At 70.6% G+C, this 15,015-nt stretch carries 12 protein-coding genes; 10 read left to right on the top strand and 2 right to left on the bottom strand.

Annotation, left to right across the window (positions count from 1 at the left end; genetic code table 11):
* Positions 1 to 46: 46 nt before the first annotated feature.
* Complete coding sequence (locus tag LL946_RS09040; protein WP_404386701.1) at positions 47 to 1,918, bottom strand: acyl-CoA dehydrogenase; 1,872 nt, start codon at positions 1,916 to 1,918, stop codon at positions 47 to 49.
* Positions 1,919 to 2,096: 178 nt separating this feature from the next.
* On the opposite strand from LL946_RS09040, the gene LL946_RS09045 reads away from it, so the two are divergent.
* The 3 genes from LL946_RS09045 (at position 2,097) to LL946_RS09055 (ending at position 4,363) form a co-directional block, all read left to right on the top strand.
* Positions 2,097 to 2,696 (top strand): hypothetical protein, encoded by a 600-nt coding sequence (locus tag LL946_RS09045; protein WP_404386702.1) that lies wholly within the window; start codon positions 2,097 to 2,099, stop codon positions 2,694 to 2,696.
* 191 nt (positions 2,697 to 2,887) lie between these two features.
* Positions 2,888 to 3,823 (top strand): serine/threonine-protein kinase, encoded by a 936-nt coding sequence (locus LL946_RS09050; RefSeq protein ID WP_404386703.1) that lies wholly within the window; start codon positions 2,888 to 2,890, stop codon positions 3,821 to 3,823.
* Positions 3,824 to 3,922: 99 nt separating this feature from the next.
* The gene (locus LL946_RS09055; RefSeq protein ID WP_404386704.1) at positions 3,923 to 4,363 is read left to right on the top strand and encodes a DUF3592 domain-containing protein; all 441 of its coding nucleotides are present in this window, start codon (positions 3,923 to 3,925) and stop codon (positions 4,361 to 4,363) included.
* A 76-nt stretch (positions 4,364 to 4,439) separates the two neighbouring features.
* Here the strand turns inward: LL946_RS09055 and LL946_RS09060 are convergent, their stop codons facing one another.
* Positions 4,440 to 5,315 (bottom strand): hypothetical protein, encoded by an 876-nt coding sequence (locus tag LL946_RS09060; protein ID WP_404386705.1) that lies wholly within the window; start codon positions 5,313 to 5,315, stop codon positions 4,440 to 4,442.
* A 218-nt stretch (positions 5,316 to 5,533) separates the two neighbouring features.
* Between LL946_RS09060 and LL946_RS09065 the strand changes: the two genes are divergently transcribed.
* The 7 genes from LL946_RS09065 (at position 5,534) to LL946_RS09095 (ending at position 14,979) form a co-directional block, all read left to right on the top strand.
* A complete protein-coding gene (locus tag LL946_RS09065; protein WP_404386706.1) occupies positions 5,534 to 6,772 on the top strand; it encodes an NAD(P)/FAD-dependent oxidoreductase in 1,239 nt (412 codons plus the stop codon).
* Positions 6,773 to 7,047: 275 nt separating this feature from the next.
* Positions 7,048 to 7,986, top strand: coding sequence for a peptidoglycan-binding protein (locus LL946_RS09070; protein ID WP_404386707.1), 939 nt, complete (start codon positions 7,048 to 7,050; stop codon positions 7,984 to 7,986).
* A 103-nt stretch (positions 7,987 to 8,089) separates the two neighbouring features.
* The gene (locus LL946_RS09075) at positions 8,090 to 8,926 is read left to right on the top strand and encodes a DUF5995 family protein (RefSeq protein ID WP_404386708.1); all 837 of its coding nucleotides are present in this window, start codon (positions 8,090 to 8,092) and stop codon (positions 8,924 to 8,926) included.
* 194 nt (positions 8,927 to 9,120) lie between these two features.
* Positions 9,121 to 11,817, top strand: a complete 2,697-nt coding sequence (locus tag LL946_RS09080) for a response regulator (protein WP_404386709.1) — start codon at positions 9,121 to 9,123, stop codon at positions 11,815 to 11,817.
* A complete protein-coding gene (locus LL946_RS09085; RefSeq protein ID WP_404386710.1) occupies positions 11,814 to 12,209 on the top strand; it encodes a response regulator in 396 nt (131 codons plus the stop codon). The genes LL946_RS09080 and LL946_RS09085 overlap by 4 nt, the downstream gene beginning before the upstream one ends.
* Positions 12,206 to 13,399, top strand: a complete 1,194-nt coding sequence (locus LL946_RS09090; protein WP_404386711.1) for a response regulator — start codon at positions 12,206 to 12,208, stop codon at positions 13,397 to 13,399. The genes LL946_RS09085 and LL946_RS09090 overlap by 4 nt, the downstream gene beginning before the upstream one ends.
* Positions 13,396 to 14,979 (top strand): peptide ligase PGM1-related protein, encoded by a 1,584-nt coding sequence (locus LL946_RS09095; RefSeq protein WP_404386712.1) that lies wholly within the window; start codon positions 13,396 to 13,398, stop codon positions 14,977 to 14,979. Before LL946_RS09090 ends, LL946_RS09095 begins: the two co-directional genes overlap by 4 nt.
* Positions 14,980 to 15,015 lie beyond the last annotated feature (36 nt).

Raw genomic sequence — 15,015 nt, forward strand, 5'->3', positions numbered from 1 at the left:
CGGCATACCTGGTGTTCGTGACCGGGAGCCCTGGCTCAGGAGTGGATCAGAAGGCGGACTCGGGCACGTCCATGAGCTCGTTGTCCGTGGCCTCGGCCATGGTGCGCTCGGCCGCGAGGCGCGGGAGCACCTGACGGGCGTAGAACTGCGCGGCCGCGACCTTGCCGGTGTAGAAGTCCTTGTCCTTCGCGCTGACCTCGCCCTCGAGCGCGGTGAGGGCGACGTCGGCCTGGCGCAGGAGCAGCCAGCCCACGACGAGGTCACCGGCGCCGAGGAGCAGGCGGCTGGTGTTCTGTCCGACCTTGTAGAGGTTGGTGACATCGCCACCCTGGCGCGGGTCGGACTTCATGAGCTCGCCGACCATGTAGCCCAGGATGCCCTGGACGTTCTCGAGCGCCTCGCCGAGGAGCTCGCGCTCGCGGTCGAGCCGGCCGCCGTGGCCGCCGAGGTCCTTGGCGAACTCCTGGACCTGCATGGCGATCGTGGTCAGGGCCTGCGCCTTGTCCTTGATGATCTTGCGGAAGAAGAAGTCGAGGCCCTGGATCGCGGTCGTGCCCTCGTAGAGGGTGTCGATCTTGGCGTCGCGGACGTACTGCTCGACCGGGTAGTCCTGCAGGAAGCCCGAGCCGCCGAACGTCTGGAGCGACTCGGTGCCGAGCAGCACCCACGCCCGCTCGGAGCCGAGGCCCTTGACGATCGGGAGCAGCAGGTCGTTGACGCGGTTGGCGAGCTCGGCGGGCGTGCCCTGGTCGATCTGCTCGGCGCCGGTGCGCAGCTGCTCGGTGTCGACGACGTCCTGCTGGCTCGCGGTGTAGTGGACGAGCGCGCGCAGGCCCTCGGCGTAGGCCTTCTGCAGCATGAGGCTGCGGCGCACGTCGGGGTGGTGGGTGATCGTCACGCGCGGCGCGGCCTTGTCGGTCTGCTGGGTGAGGTCGGCGCCCTGGACGCGCTCCTTGGCGTACTCGAGAGCGTTGAGGTAGCCGGTCGAGAGGGTCGCGATGGCCTTGGTGCCGACGAGCATGCGGGCGTTCTCGATGACACGGAACATCTGGGCGATACCGTCGTGCACGTCGCCGAACAGGGTTCCGGTGGCGGGCTTCTCGCCGCCGAAGGTCAGCTCGCAGGTCGTCGAGACCTTGAGGCCCATCTTCTTCTCGACGTTGGTGACGTAGACGCCGTTGCGCTCGCCGAGCTCACCGGTCTCGAGGTCGACGGCGTACTTGCTGAGGATGAAGAGCGAGAGGCCCTTGGTGCCGGGGCCGGCACCCTCGGGGCGGGCGAGGACGAAGTGGACGACGTTGTCGACCATGTCGGACTCGGCGCTGGTGATGAAGCGCTTGACGCCGGTGATGTCCCAGGTGCCGTCCTCGTTCTGGGTCGCCCTGGTGCGGCCGGCGCCGACGTCCGAGCCCGCGTCGGGCTCGGTCAGGACCATCGTGCAGTGCCAGTCCTTCTCGATGATCCAGCGGGCGAGCTTCTTCTGGTCCTCGGTGCCGAGGACGTAGAGGAGCTTGGCGAAGGAGTAGGAGGCGTTGAACATCGCGAGCGCCGGGTTCGCGCCGAGGACGAGCTCGTTCATGGCCCAGCGCAGGCTCGGCGGGGCGACCGTGCCGTCGAGCTCGCCGGGGACGTCGACGTTCCAGAAGCCGCTCTCGCGGTAGGCGGCATACGACCTCTTGAACGACTCCGGCATCGTCACGACCTGGGTCTCCGGGTCGTAGACGGGCGGGTTGCGGTCCGCGTCCTGGAAGGACTCGGCGATCTCGTTCTCGGAGAGGCGCGCCAGCTCCTTGAGCATCTCGCGCGCGGTGTCGGCGTCGACGTCGGCGTAGGGGCCCTGCCCCAGGACGTCACCGCGACCGAACACCTCGAAGAGGTTGAACTCGATGTCGCGCAGGTTGCTCTTGTAGTGGCCCATGGATTCCATGGTGCTACCGGCGAGTAGGTCGAGGCAAGGCAGTGTCCGGGTTTGTGACTAAGCGCACGCTTAGTGGGCTGGGTCACGTCGCGGGGGCGGACGGCATACGGGCAAAGCGTTCGTATGCCGTGTGTGCCGGTCGCGCGGACAGGTGCGGCGGTGTGGTTCGCTGGCTGTCATGCCTGACGCTCCCCGCGACTCCGCACCGTCGACCGACAGGTCCGACACACACACCACGTCCGACTCCGCCGCCGACGCCGGTACGAGCAGCCCGGTCGTCACGGAGGCGACCGCGGCGATCGAGCGCAAGGAGCTGTGGGTGGCGCGCGACCTGCTCGCAGCGCACGTGCGCGAGGAGCGCGACGTCGAGGCGCTGCGCCTGCTCGGTGAGGTCCACCACGGCATGGGTGACCTCCCGGCCGCGGGGGCGGCGTGGTTCGGGGCCGGGGTCAAGGGGCCCGAGGTCGAGGCTGCGGTCGAGGCCTGGCGGGCGACCCACGGCGACGACTTCGCCGCGATGTGGCGCTCGTTGCCGCGCTCGGTCCGGCAGGAGCCCCGCTCCAAGAAGGTCGAGGCGCTGCGGGCCAAGGCCCTGGAGGCGAGGGACGCTCGTGATGCGGCCGCCTTGGCTGCGATCGGGACGCCCAGCTCGCCGCCGGAGTCGACGGGTGGCATCGATGCCGCCCAGATCATCGCGTGGGTCATCGCGGCGTTCGTCGTGGTGTGCGCCGTCGTCGGGCTGGTCGAGATCCTGCGCTGGATGGTCCCCGGCGGTTGAGCCGTGCGGTTCATCGCTCACGCGTCGCCCACTCGTGATGTCCACCGCGGGCCCGCGACCTGCGACAATGGTGTCCAGCCGTCCCTCCGATGTGGAGGGCGCCCACCCGCCAGGACTCCCGTGACCACCGCTCGTCCCTGCCTCCCGATGCCCTGCACCTCCCCCGCCGCAGGTGATCTCGGGCCTCGCCCGTGAACTACGCACCCGGCCTGCTGCTGACCGACCGCTACCGCCTCGAGGAGCTCATCGCCGAGGGAGGCATGGGTCAGGTCTGGCGCGCCCTCGACGAGACGCTGCAGCGACCCGTCGCCGTCAAGGTCCTGCGACCCGACTCCAGTGGCGACGAGTCCTTCGCCGAGCGGTTCCGCATCGAGGCGGTGAACTCCGCCGGCCTCCAGCACCCCAACATCGTCACCGTGCACGACTTCGGCGAGGGCGAGCATTCGGCCTTCCTCGTGATGGAGCTGCTCGAGGGCAAGCCGCTGTCCTCGGTGATCTCGGAGCGGGGTGCGCTGCCTCCTGAGGAGGCCACCGAGATCCTCCACCAGGCGGCGTCGGCTCTCCAGGCCGCCCACGACGCCGGGGTCGTCCACCGCGACGTCAAGCCGGCGAACATTGTCGTGGATGCCGACGGCTACGCGCGCCTGACCGACTTCGGCATCTCCAAGGCGATGGCGGGCTCCGGCCTGACCCAGACCGGCGAGATGCTGGGCACCGCGCACTACCTCTCTCCCGAGCAGGTCCAGGGCCGCCCCGCCGGGCCCGCCAGCGACATCTACGCGCTGGCGGTCGTCGGATTCGAGATGATCACCGGCACCCGACCGTTCGTGGGTGAGTCGATGATCACCACCGCCTTGGCCCACGTAGGGCAGCCGGCGCCGGAGCTGCCCGAGACGGTGCCCGAGCCCCTGCGCACCACCGTGCTGGCCGGTCTGGCCAAGCTGCCCGAGAAGCGCCCCGCGGACGCCGCGGCCTTCGCGGAGGCGCTGCGGCTGCCCGCCGGCACGGCACCTGAGCACCTGCTCGAGGGCGCCGCGTCCGCGGTCAGCCCCGTGGTCGCCGGGCTCCCGGGCGGGATGTTCACGCCCTACCCGCCGGCGCGCGTCGACACGGCCGAGGGCGCCTGACCCGGATGGTCTCCGACGGTGGACCCCACCGTTGTCTGTGCGGCCGTGCGCCCGGTGGCGAGGTCAACACCAGTTGGTGAGGACGGAGCATTCGACCTCGTGAGCCGGTTCGCGCGCTGGGTGAACAGCCCCACCGTGGCGGGGTGGACCCTGACGAGTGTGGCGTTGGCCTGCCTGGCCGGGACGTGGATCTCGTGGGACGCGGCAACCTCGCTGCGAGATCACGGAGTGCGGGCGACAGCTGTGGTGACCGAGGTCCACGGGGGGCGCAGCTCCCACGTCGTGCTCGAGTTCCGGGACGCGGCCGGCCATGGTGTCGTCGCCGACGTCGGCAACTACTTCTGGGATCCCGAGCCCGAGGTCGGTGATCGAGCCGAGATCCTGTACGACCCCGAGGACCCCGAAGGCAACGTTGCGGACCTCAGGATGGGCCCGGACTTCACCGCTCCGTGGTTCTTCGGCGTGGGGGCCGCCGTCGCAGCGGGGCTGGTCTGGCCGACCTTCACCGGTCGGATCGACTGGGACACGCTCAGGAGCTGACCGGGACTCGAACCCGCGAAGGACCTGACCAGCCGAACCGCTGGCCCCCTCGGCCATGTCGGCGACCCGAACGGGGTCAGGTCTTCTTCGTCTTGTCCTCGGTGAGGCCCGCGGTGTGCTTGTCGAGGATCCCGGTCAGAGCCTGTTGCGCGTAGCCGAACGCGACCCCGATGAGCAGGGCTGCAGGGACCGACGTGAACTTGCCCACCAGGACCCCGGTCCCGACGGCGACCGCGGCGATGACGCTGGCCCAGGCCCCGACCGACACCTTCGTCAACGCCAGGGCAGGACGCGGGTCGAACCAGCTGGTGTCCTCGACGTCCTTCGTGAGGTACAGGGAGAACATCGCGCTCAACATGCCGCCCAGTGCGCCCGCGCCCAGCAGCAGGGCGAGGAACAGGGTGGGCTCGACCTTCGAGGACCCCGGCAGCGGCACGAACGCCTCCGAGGTGCGCGACTGGGCGAAGACCGTGATGGCCGCGAAGACGGTCAGCGCGGCCGCGCACCAGTTCAGGCCGATGCGGGTCTTCCGGGCGGAGTCGAACTTGACCCGCGAGCGGCTGTGCGAGTCGCGGATGATGGCTCGGGCCCGCTCCAGCGCTCGCGCGTGCTTCGCGGTGTCGGAGGGGTGGTCCTGCGCCTGGCGCTGAAGCCGGTCGAAGTCGGCTCGTGCGTTGCGGCGGGCGGTGGCGCTCGGCTCGTTGGCGAGGTGATGGCCCAGCTGCTCGGCCAGGAAGTCGAGCCTCGTGTCGCGCGCGTTCACCCGTTCCTCCAGTGAGTGGACCTGGGGCCATCCCTGTTCCGCGCGCCAGGTCTCGCGTGCGAGGCCTCGGCATTCCTCGAGCTCCTCCAGGATGCCCTTGCGCCATGGGCTGTTGCCGTCCGGTTCGACGACCTCGACTCGCTCGATCAGCTCCGTGAGCCGGCTGATCGCTCGCTGGTCCCCGCTCATGCCAGTCCCCTTTCGTCGAGGGCCCGACCACCGTCCGGGAGCGGTGCGTGGACCGGGTTCCCCGGAGGAGGTGCTCGGTGGCTCCCTCCAGTCCCGCTCATCTCCTCCTCTTCTCATTGTGACGACCAGAGCGCTCCGCAGGGTCCGCAATCGGAGGATTGGTGACGGTGCGGGGGAGGGGAGGGCGACGGCATACGGAGCGCCTGAAAGGGTGAGGTGTGACGACGATCGTGATCGGTGGCGGGATCATCGGCCTGACCACTGCGTACCACCTCGCCCGCGAGGGACACCCGGTGTCGGTCGTGGATGCGCGGACGCCGGGACAGGGCGCGTCCGACGTCAACGCGGGGTGGGTGGTCCCCGCCGTCAGCGGGCCCGTGCCGGCGCCGGGCATGGTCCTCGCGTCGTTGAAGTGGATGCTCAGCCGAGACAGCCCGCTCTCCATCCGGCCGTCCGTCCGGCCCGAGTTCATGCGCTTCATGCTCGGCATGTGGCGGCACTCGAACGCTCGCGACTACCGGCGCGGGTTCGAGGCGCACCTCCGGTTGGCCGCGGGGAGCATGGAGATGCTCGACGAGTACCGCGCCGACGGGCTGGACTTCGAGATGCACGACGGTGGGCTCCTCATGGCGTTCCTCGACGAGGGGCGGCTCGAGCACTACGCCGACGACCTCGAGCTGGTGGGGAACCACGGGATCGAGTCACGAGTCCTCCTCGGTGATGCCGTGCGCGAGCAGGAGCCGCTGCTGTCCGACCGGGTGCGGGGCGGCATCCACTTCCCGGCCGAGCGGTACCTCGACCCCGGTGCCCTGGTGGCTGCGCTGCGGGGTCGACTTGCCTCGATGGATGTCGATGTCATCGAAGGAGCGCCCGTCGACGACGTCGTGCTGCAGGGGGACCGGGTCACGGCCGTCGTGTCGCGCGGGCGGCGGTTCGAGGCCGACAGCGTCGTGCTGGCTGCGGGCGCGTGGACCGGAGTGCTGTCTCGCCTCTTCGGCGAGCCACTGCCGGTGCGGTCGGGCAAGGGCTACTCGCTCGACACGGCACCCCTGCCACTGCGCAGCGCCGTCAGCCTGTCCGAGGCCAAGGTGGCGGTGACGCCGTTCGACGGGCGCCTTCGGCTCGCCGGGACGATGGAGTTCGGAGGGCTGGACGAGGACGTCGACGAGGTGCGCGTCGACGCGATCCGGAGGGGGCCAGCGGCGTACTTCCGGGACTGGACGCCCGTGCCGCCGACGTCCGTGGCGCGAGCGGGGATGCGCCCCATGACCCCGGACGGCCTGCCGATCATCGGGCGCCTCGGTCGGCTCGCGAACGCCTACGTCGCCACGGGGCACGGGATGCTCGGCGTGACCTTGGCTCCGGGTACGGCTGCTGCGCTCACCGGGCTGGTCGTTCGCGGAGTTGCCGTGCCCGCCCTGGAACCCTTTGGTACGGGTCGTTTCCGTCGGCAGTGAGTGCCGACAGCCGATACGGCACACGCTCGGTGGTGGCCTTTCCGGCTATGGGCGCGACCTCAAGGAGGGTGGCCTGACTGGGCACCACGGGCTCTGGTCCGTGTGCTGCTGCGGCCGGACACTGGCGAGGTCGTCATCAAGCAGGGGTGCGTTCGGAGGGACTCCCGTCTTGGCAGCGGCGGCCCCGCGCCGCCGCCCTCTTCCTCGAACTGACCTCGGACCTTGGAGCCGTCGTGGCCCAGACCGCTCGAACTCGGCTGTTCCCCCTCGCACGCGTGGTAGCCGTCGCGGCAGCGGCCGCGGGCCTCGTCTTGGCGCCCGCTCTCGCCCCACCCGGTGTCGCGCCGTCCGCACGGGCGGCCGTGCAGTCGTGCTCGTCGACCACGCCCGTGGCCGACCGGCCCACCCTGCGTCGCGGTGACACCGGCAGCTGCGTCCGGGTCCTTCAGCGACTGCTCATCGCCAAGGGGTACTCCGTGGGTAGCGCCGGGGTCGACGGATCCTTCGGGGCCGCGACCCACCTCGCGGTGAGGCGCTTCCAGTCGGACTACGTCGGGGTGACGATCGACGGCATCGTCGGGCCGCAGACGTGGGGGACCTTGGTGAACGGCGGCACCCGTTACTCGCGGACTCGAGGACCCAACCTGACGAGCCGCGTCGTGCTGAGCTTCGACGACTGCCCTCCGAGCTACTCGGCCTTCCAGGGTGCGGTGCTGGGCGCCGAGCGCCTCGGCGTCGCGCTGGTCCTCTTCCCCACGGGGAGCTGCCTGTCGACGGGACGGTTCAGCCCGTCGTACGCCCGCAGCCATGGCCACTACGTCTTCAACCACACGATCTCGCACCCGGACCTCACGCGGTTGAGCTACTCGAACGTGCTGACCCAGCTGGGTTCACCCGGCGTGGTCACGACGTTCGGACGCCCGCCCTACGGCGCCGTCAACAGCACCGTCCTCAACGCGTACGCGACCAAGGCGATGCGCCCGTGGACCTGGACGGTCGACACGAGGGACTGGACCGGCAAGACGCAGGCCGCAGTCGTGTCGTATGCCGTGGCCAACTCGACTGCCGGCGGGACCGTCCTCATGCACATGGGTTGGCGGGCCTTCAACACGACCGCCATCACGCAGATCAAGGCCGGCCTCGCCAACCGTGGGCTGGGAGTGTGCCGCAACGTCGGAGCCACCCTGGTCGCGCCTCGGACCGTGCCCTGCTGAGCGGTGGACTCGTCGACCCGGAGCCAGCACACGCAACGGTGACGAGGTGGCCACCACCCCATATCGTGAGCGGCATCGGTCCGCACTCACGAAGGGTCGCGCGATGGGGTTCTTCGGCGATGTCTCCAAGGCGCTGCGGCGAGGCGTGACCCGCGCATCGTCTGCGGTCACCCACGTGACGGCCGCCCTGAACGGCGGTCGCGGCCTCGGGACAGTCGACCCGCCGCCGGACCAGCCGGCCTCCATCGCCGAGGTCGTCGAGGAGATGCGGCGCCTGCGAGCCACCATGCCCGCCGACGACGGGGTCGCGGACTTCCACCGCATGTACCTCCACGTCACCGAGCTCGTCGGGCATGCGGCAGCCGCGCGCTCCTTCAAGGACGCGGTCTTCATGGAGCGCCTCGACTGCGTGTTCGCCGGGCTCTACCTCGACGCCTGCCGGGCGACCGACGAGAGTCGCAGCAGTGCCTGGCAGCCGCTGTTCGCACTCAGGGCGCAGCGGGACACGGTCGGACTGCAGTACGCCCTGGCCGGGATGAACGCCCACATCAACTTCGACCTCGGGCTGGCTCTCGTGCGCACCTGCCGTCAGCTCGGCCGGACCCTGGACTCCCCGGGAGTGCGCGCCGACTTCCTCGCGATCAACGCGATCCTCGCCGGTGCCGTCCAGGAGGTGCGCGAGTCGTACCTCGCCGGGGTCGCCCTCCACGTCGACCGAGCGGCATCGCCGGTGCTCGACGTCGTCGGTGGCTGGAGCATCGAGGCCGCGCGTGACGCCGCGTGGGTCAGCGCCACGGTCCAGTGGGCGCTCCAGAGCCGTCCGGACGCGTATGCCGCGTACCTCGACTCGCGCGCGTCGATCGTCGGGCTCGTGACCCGGCAGCTGCTCACGCCGGTGACGTTTGCCGAGCTGGACCCGGCGCCGGGCAGCGGCGGCTGACAGCTGTCCGATCGTCGTGTGCGGCGACGTCGAGCCGCTGCCGTGCCACTCCGAGCCCGGCGCCGTCGGGCGCTTGCCATGGGTATGGGCCCTTCGGGGGATTTCCCGCCATTCCGCAGAGGCCGTGCGGCTGTGGGGAGCACACTCGTGGGTGACCTTCGGCAGCCACGGCCGGCGGTGGGATGGAGACCTCGGTGGACACGACTCGCGATGCGGAGAGAGGGGAGTCACTGTCGCCCGGGTCGGGTGACGGGGTCACCGACGAGCATCGTGAGGTGCGACGGCAGCTGGCAGCGACGAGCGAGATCCTCGCCATCCTCGCGGCCTCATCCTCCGCACCCGACGACGTCTTCGGCGCGATCGTCGAGCGAGCGCGGGTCCTCTGCCACGCGGACGCCGCCCAGATCCACCTCCTGCGCGACGACCACTTCCGCCTGACCCGGGCCGTGGGGGTGAGCGCCGAGCTCGTCGACCTGTCCGAGGTCGAACCCTCGCCCCTCGACCGCAACTCGCTCGTCGGCCGGGTGGGCCTCGACCACACGACCCAGCAGATCCACGACGTGCTCGCCGACCCGGAGTACGACCGTCCCGACTTCCAGCGGATCGAGGGGTACCGCACCATCCTCGGCGCCCCGATGCTCGTCGACGACGAGGTCGTCGGGGTGCTGTCCGTGTGGCGGACCACGGTCTCGCCGTTCGACGACCGGATCTGCGCCCTGCTGACGACGTTCGCCGCCCAGGGCGCGCTGGCGGTGCGCAACGTCGAGCTCATGCGCGCTCTGGAGGCGCGTTCCGCCGAGCTGGCGAGACGCGTGGACCAGCTCGAGGCGCTGTCCGAGGTCGGCGACGCGGTGAGCTCGAGCCTGGACGCCGACGAGGTGCTGGCCACGATCGTCAACGTCGCGGTCGAGCTCTCCGGGACGAGCGGCGGCTCGCTGGTGGACCTCGACGAGGACTCCGGCCTCTTCAGCGTTCGCACGGCCACCGGCACGAGCGCCGAGGTCCTGCAGGCGCTGCGGGACAGCAGGATTCACATCGACGAGACCCTCATCGGACAGGCCTGTCGCGAGGGCAGGCCGATCCAGGTCGCGGACCTCTCGACCATCGAGGAGAACCTCGACCCGCACCTCTCCATCCTGTATACCGCCGGCTGGCGGTCCGTGGTCGCCGTCCCTCTCGTCCGGTCCGGGAAGACCGTGGGGGCCCTCGTGGTGCGTCGCAAGATCCCGGGCGAGTTCAGCGAGGAGACGTGCGAGCTGCTGGAGGCCTTCGCCAACCAGTCGGCCATCGCCCTGACCAACGCCCGCATCCACCGCCAGCTGGAGGTGCAGAGCGCCGAGCTCGCCGAGGCGAGCCGGCACAAGTCGGAGTTCCTCGCGAGCATGTCGCACGAGCTGCGCACCCCGCTCAACGCCGTCATCGGCTTCTCTGAGGTCCTGCTCGAGCGCATGTTCGGCGACCTCAACGAGCGGCAGGAGGACTACCTGCGCGACATCCTCACGTCGGGCCGCCACCTGCTCGACCTGCTCAACGACGTGCTCGACCTGAGCAAGGTCGAGGCAGGACAGATGGAGCTCGACCGCACAGACTTCTCGATGGAGGACTGCATCGCCTACGCCCTGTCCATGGTGCGCGAGAGGGCCGTCGAGCACCGCGTGACCCTGAGGACGGAGCTGCCCGAGGGACTGGGCCCGGTGAACGCCGACGAGCTGCGGATCAAGCAGGTGCTGCTCAACCTGCTCAGCAACGCCGTGAAGTTCACGCCGGACGGGGGGACGGTCGTCGTCGGTGCCACCCGTCGGCACGACAGCCTCGAGGTCACGGTCTCGGACACCGGCGTCGGCATCGCGGCCGCCGACCAGGAGCGGATCTTCGACTCCTTCCAGCAGGGCAGCCGGGCTGCTCGCAAGGTCGAGGGGACGGGTCTGGGTCTCACGCTCACGCGTCGCATCGTCGAGCTGCACGGCGGACACGTCTGGCTGCGCAGCGAGCTCGGCCACGGCAGCACCTTCGGCTTCACCGTGCCGCTCGTCCGTTCTCGCTCTGAGGCGGTCGCGACGTCCCGAGACCCGCGGGCCCAGGCCGACGAGGAACAGTCGGACGGGCCCGCGCCGCCAGACGAGCGTCCTCTGGCGGTCATCATCGAGGACGACCCGAGCTCGTCGGAGCTGCTGTCCCTGCACCTGGGTGCCGCCGGCCTGCGCACCCTGGTGGTGTCCGACGGCCGGAGCGGGCTCCAGGCGGTGCGTGACGAGCACCCGGAGGTCGTCGTCCTCGACATCCACCTGCCCGAGATGGACGGCTGGGACGTCCTCACCGAGATCAAGAGCGACCCGCTCGTGGCGGCGACGCCCGTCGTCGTGGTCTCGGTCCTGCCCGACCGCAGCCGAGGGATGGCGCTCGGTGCGTCCGACTACTTGGTCAAGCCCGTGGCCCGGGACGAGCTCGTCGACGCGCTCCGGCGAGTGGTGCCGCTGCCCACCGAGGAGTCGGGGCGTCGGGTGGCGGTGCTCGTCGACGACGACCCCAGTGCACTGGAGCTCGCCCGGCTCGCCCTCGACCCGGCCGGGTGGACCCTCCTGACGTGCACCCGGGCCGAGCAGGTGTTCACGCTGGTGCGGGAGTCGCGCCCCTCGGTCGTCCTCGTCGACCTGCTCATGCCCGACATGGACGGCTTCGAGGTCATCGACCGTCTCCGCAGCGACCCGGTCAGCGCGTCCGTGCCGATCGTCGTCCTCACCTCGAAGACCCTGACCCCCGCGGAACGCCGCACGCTCGAGGGGCGGATCGAGTTCGTCACCTCGAAGAACGCGGTGGACCTCGGTCTGCTGGCCACCCGGCTCAGCGAGGTCACCGTGCCGCGGGGAGCGGCGGGAGGTGATGGCGCATGAGCGACAGCCATGTCGGGGGCAGCGTCGTCCTCCTCGTCGAGGACAACGAGAAGAACCTCAAGCTCGCTCGCGACGTCCTCGAGTTCGCGGGCTTCACGGTGCTCGTGGCCACGTCCGGCGAGGAGGCGGTGGACCGCGCCCGGGCGGACCTGCCGGACATCGTCCTCATGGACCTCCAGCTCCCCGGGATCGACGGTCACGCCGCCCTGGCGCGGCTGCGCACTGACGAGCGGACGGCCGGCATCCCCGTCGTGGCCCTCACGGCCTTCGCGATGCAGGCCGACCGCGACCGGGCGGCGGAGGCCGGGTTCGACGGGTACCTCGAGAAGCCGATCAGCGTGCGCCAGTTCCCGGACCAGGTCCGACTCCATCTCAGAACGGAGCAGCCATGAGCATCGATGACCAGCTGACCCCCGCCTCGGAGGACGTGCCGCAGCCCGCGGCGCGCGGCGGGAACGCCGACGGCGCCGTGGTGCTCGTCGTCGACGACCTCGAGCCCAACCGCAAGCTCATGGACGCCGTCCTCTCGCCCCGGGGCTTCCGCGTGCAGATGGCGGAGTCCGGGGAGGACGCGGTCGCCCAGCTGGCGGGGGACCTGCCGGACATCGTGCTCCTCGACATCCAGATGCCCGGGATCGACGGCTACGAGACGTGCCGGCGGATCCGCGCGGACGAGCGGACGGCATACCTGCCGGTCGTCATGGTGACCGCCTCGGGAGGTGAGCAGAAGGTCCGGGCCATCGAGGCGGGCGCGGACGACTTCGTCACCAAGCCGTTCGACCAGTCCGAGCTGCTCGCGCGCGTGCGCTCGCTCATCCGGATCAAGCGCTACCACGACACGATCGAGCGGCAGGCGGCCGAGCTCGCGGCGTGGAACCGCGAGCTCGAGGACAAGGTGGCCGCGCAGGTGGACGAGCTGCAGCGGGTCGGTCGGCTGCGCCGGTTCCTCTCGCCGCAGGTGGCCGGCCTCGTCGTCGAGAGCGGGGACGAGGGGTTCCTCGCGAGCCACCGAGCCGAGATCACGGCGACCTACTGCGACCTGCGGGGGTTCACGTCGTTCGCGGAGACGGCCGAGCCCGAGGAGGTCATGACCGTGCTGCGCGAGTACCACGAGGCCCTCGGGGAGCTCGTCTTCCGCTTCGAGGGGACGCTCGAGCACTTCGCCGGCGACGGTCTGCTCGTGTTCTTCAACGACCCCATGCCGTGCCCGGATGCGCCGGCCCGCGCCGTGCGGATGGCCGTCGCCATGCGCGGGCGCGTCGAGCAGCTGGCCGAGGAGTGGCGTCGGCACGGCTACGACCTCGGCTTCGGTGTGGGCATCGCGCAGGGGTACGCGACGCTCGGCCGGGTGGGGTTCGAGGGGCGCTACGACTACGCGGCGATCGGCACCGTCACGAACATGAGCGCGCGGCTGTCGGGGCTGGCGCAGGCCGGTCAGATCCTCATCACGCAGAAGGTCGCGGCCCGGGCCGGTGAGGTGGCGGTGACCCGAGCACTCGGCGCGCTCGAGCTGCGCGGGATCACCAAGCCGGTCGAGACGTTCGAGGTCCTCGGACTCGACGCCGCGCGGACCGCGTCATGAGCATCGACGACCGCCTGCGCAGCAGTGAGCCCCAGCTGCTCTCGGACCTCGACGAGGCGGGGCGGAACGCGGCGTTCGACCGGCTTCAGGCGCGGCTGCCCGACGTGTGGCGGTCGATGCGCCTCAACGAGGCCGACGAGTCCGTGGTGGTCGTGCCGTCGGTGTCCCTGGACCGTGTGAACGCCAAGTTCGGAGCGGTCAACCAGGCCATGGAGGAGCGTTATCTCTTCCTCCTGCTGCTGCTGCGCCAGCCACGGCTGCGCATGGTCTACGTGACGTCGGGGCCGGTGGACCCGGCCATCGTCGAGTACTACCTGGCGCTGCTGCCCGGGGTCATCCCGAGCCACGCGTGGTCGCGGCTGACGATGGTGTCGGTCGGCGACCTCACGCCGCGCCCGCTCAGCGAGAAGCTCCTCGAGCGACCGCGGCTGCTCGCCGACATCGCGGCGCTCATCCCCAACCCGAAGCGGTCGCACCTCGTGCCCTACACGACGACGACGCTGGAGCGGGACCTGGCCATCGAGCTCGGGATCCCGATGTACGGCGCGGACCCACGCCACCTCGCGCTTGGGACCAAGTCGGGCTGTCGGAAACTCTTCGACGAGTCGGGCGTCTCGTACCCCGTCGGGTTCGAGGACCTGAGCTTGCTCGACGACATCGTCGACGCGTTGGCCCGGCTGAGGGAGCGGCGGCAGGACGCGTCGGTCGCCATGGTCAAGCTCAACGAAGGCGTCTCCGGTGCGGGCAACGCCGTCGTGGACCTGGCGGGCCTCCCCGCGCCCGGTGCCCCTGACGAGCGGTCCGCCCTGCTCGAACGGGTGCGTGTCATGGAGCTCGAGGGCCGCTCCGTCACGCATGAGACCTACTTCGCCAAGTTCGAGCAGAAGGGCGGGATCGTCGAGGAGCGCATCGTCGGCGACGAGGTCCTCAGCCCGAGTGTGCAACTGCGGGTCACCCCGCTGGGCGAGCTGGAGGTGCTCTCGACGCACGACCAGATCCTTGGCGGCGCCACCGGGCAGTCCTACCTCGGGTGCACGTTCCCTGCGGCTGCGGGGTACGCCTCGCTCATCACGCGGGAGGCGGAGGCGATCGGGCGGAGGCTGGCCGAGCTGGGCGTGCTGGGGAGGTTCGCCGTCGACTTCGTCGTGGTCAGGCATGGCACCGCGTGGACGGCGCACGCGATCGAGGTGAACCTGCGCAAGGGCGGCACGACCCACCCCTTCCTCACCCTGCAGTTCCTCACCAACGGGCGATACCACGGCGACACCGGGCTCTTCACGACGCCGATGGGGCGCGAGAAGCACCTCATGGCGACGGACCACCTCGAGGACCCGAGCCTGCGAGGTCTGCGGGTAGGCGACCTCTTCGACATCGTCGCGCGCACCGGGCTGCACTTCGACCCGGCCCGTGAGAGCGGTGTCGTGTTCCACATGATCAGCTCGGTGACTGAGGCCGGGCGGGTCGGCATGACCGCTGTCGGTGACACTGCGGCGCACGCTCGGGAGGTGTACGACCGGGCCGAGCGGATCCTTCTGGCTGAGGCTCGCGAGGCAGTCTCCCCACGTCCTGTCCGGGCCTAATACCGATAGGTATGCCGTCCGCTCACGGTTGGGCGG

This window comes from Knoellia locipacati, from assembly GCF_044791685.1.
Taxonomy (GTDB): domain Bacteria; phylum Actinomycetota; class Actinomycetes; order Actinomycetales; family Dermatophilaceae; genus Knoellia; species Knoellia locipacati_A.

What these genes read in the sequence shown, in the direction of transcription:
- LL946_RS09040 (WP_404386701.1), bottom strand. Translation starts at nt 1,918, where the DNA reads ATGGGCCACTACAAGAGCAACCTGCGCGACATCGAGTTCAACCTCTTC.
- LL946_RS09090 (WP_404386711.1), top strand. Translation starts at nt 12,206, where the DNA reads ATGAGCATCGATGACCAGCTGACCCCCGCCTCGGAGGACGTGCCGCAG.
- LL946_RS09045 (WP_404386702.1), top strand. Translation starts at nt 2,097, where the DNA reads ATGCCTGACGCTCCCCGCGACTCCGCACCGTCGACCGACAGGTCCGAC.
- LL946_RS09095 (WP_404386712.1), top strand. Translation starts at nt 13,396, where the DNA reads ATGAGCATCGACGACCGCCTGCGCAGCAGTGAGCCCCAGCTGCTCTCG.
- LL946_RS09075 (WP_404386708.1), top strand. Translation starts at nt 8,090, where the DNA reads ATGGGGTTCTTCGGCGATGTCTCCAAGGCGCTGCGGCGAGGCGTGACC.
- LL946_RS09060 (WP_404386705.1), bottom strand. Translation starts at nt 5,315, where the DNA reads ATGAGCGGGGACCAGCGAGCGATCAGCCGGCTCACGGAGCTGATCGAG.
- LL946_RS09085 (WP_404386710.1), top strand. Translation starts at nt 11,814, where the DNA reads ATGAGCGACAGCCATGTCGGGGGCAGCGTCGTCCTCCTCGTCGAGGAC.